The organism is Ensifer soli, from assembly GCF_041928815.1.
Lineage (GTDB): Bacteria > Pseudomonadota > Alphaproteobacteria > Rhizobiales > Rhizobiaceae > JBHFEI01.
Genome location: NZ_JBHFEI010000055.1, coordinates 1 through 1,575 on the forward strand (window position 1 = coordinate 1; position 1,575 = coordinate 1,575).

Below are 1,575 nucleotides of genomic sequence, written 5' to 3' on the forward strand. Positions count from 1 at the left end.
TCACCAGGACCAGTGAATCAGACAAGCCCGACCGCGTGAATCATCAATCCGACTCCGCGTTCATCGAAGACGCTCTAGAAGCCGGGAACAGGAGATACCATGACAAGACGACCGCGCCGGAACCATAGCCCGGCTTTCAAGGCGAAAGTGGCGCTCGCCGCCATTCGATGTGAGCAGACGCTGGTGGAATTATCCCAACAGTTCGACGTGCACGCCCACCAGATCAAGCAGTGGAAAGACCAACTCCTTGAGGGGGCGACGGGCGTCTTCGGCGATGAAGCCAAGGCGGAACCGACGGCTCCGACCGTCGATGTCAAAACGCTGCATGCCAAAATCGGCGAACTGACGCTGGAAAATGATTTTTTATCCGGTGCGCTCGGCAAGGCGGGATTGCTGGGCGGAAAAAAAGGATCGACCGCGAGCACAAGCTGTCAGTCGTCAGGCAGGCCAGGCTCCTCGGCTTCAGCCGTGGCACTGTCTATTATTTGCCTCGTCCAGTATCCGACGGCGATCTGGCGTTGATGCGGCGGATCGACGAACTGCACCTCGACCACCCGTTTGCCGGACGTCGGATGTTGCAAGGGCTCTTGAGAGGAGAAGGGTTGGAGACGAGGCGGCTACACGTCGCCACGCTGATGAAGACGATGGGCATCGAGGCGATCTACCGTCGCCCGAACACCTCCAAACCAGCGCCTGGGCACAAAATCTATCCCTACCTCCTGCGCAAGCTGGCGGTCACCCGACCCAACCAGGTCTGGGCCATGGACATCAGCTCTATTCCCATGGCGCGAGGATTTGTCTATCTCTGCGCCGTCGTGGACTGGTTCAGCCGGAAGGTCTTGTCGTGGCGGCTGTCGATCACGATGGAAGCGGACGTCTGCATCGAAGCGGTCGAGGAGGCACTTGCCCGTCATGGCAGGCCGGAAATCTTCAACACCGACCAGGGATCGCAGTTCACCTCCATCGACTTCACTGCCGTGCTGAAGAAAGCGGAGATCGCCATCTCGATGGATGGCAAGGGCGCGTGGCGGGACAACGTCTTCGTCGAACGGCTCTGGCGGTCGATCAATACGAGGAGGTCTATCTCCACGCCTACAAGACCGTGTCGGAGGCCCGCGCTGGCATCGGCAGACGCCGGATCAGGCCTACTTCAACGCGCTGGCACCAATCATGGTGGCAGCATAATCGAGGCGGAAATCCACTTAGCAAAACGCCCCAAACTGTTCAGGCAAACCGAGCCAGCTCTATCGGAACCCGGTTCGATGACCCTGTCGCCAGCAGGAACTGCCAATATTGCGTATGCAGCTCCGGCATCGTGATCGTATGCTCCGCTCCCCACTTCAATCCGGTGCCGGGTGAGCCGCCGTCGATATCGGCCGGGCCTGTGGTGCGACATTGCAGTGGCGGCCTTGAAAATATATTTGAGGTCAATTCGTTGGAGTTCTGATTTTTTATTTAATTTATACATGATTTCGATGCAAATAGAGGGATATTTTGCAAATTTATATTCAAATAAAAATTACACTTGAAGTAAAACAGTACCGCCAATGTGACAGGGAACAGGGGTAATGGCCG

General features: G+C 56.8%; 1 pseudogene. It reads left to right on the forward strand.

Going from position 1 to position 1,575, the window contains the following annotated elements:
• Positions 1-99 precede the first annotated feature (99 nt).
• A pseudogene (locus tag ACEVQ6_RS23605) lies at positions 100-1,185 on the forward strand (IS3 family transposase).
• Positions 1,186-1,575: the final 390 nt, after the last annotated feature.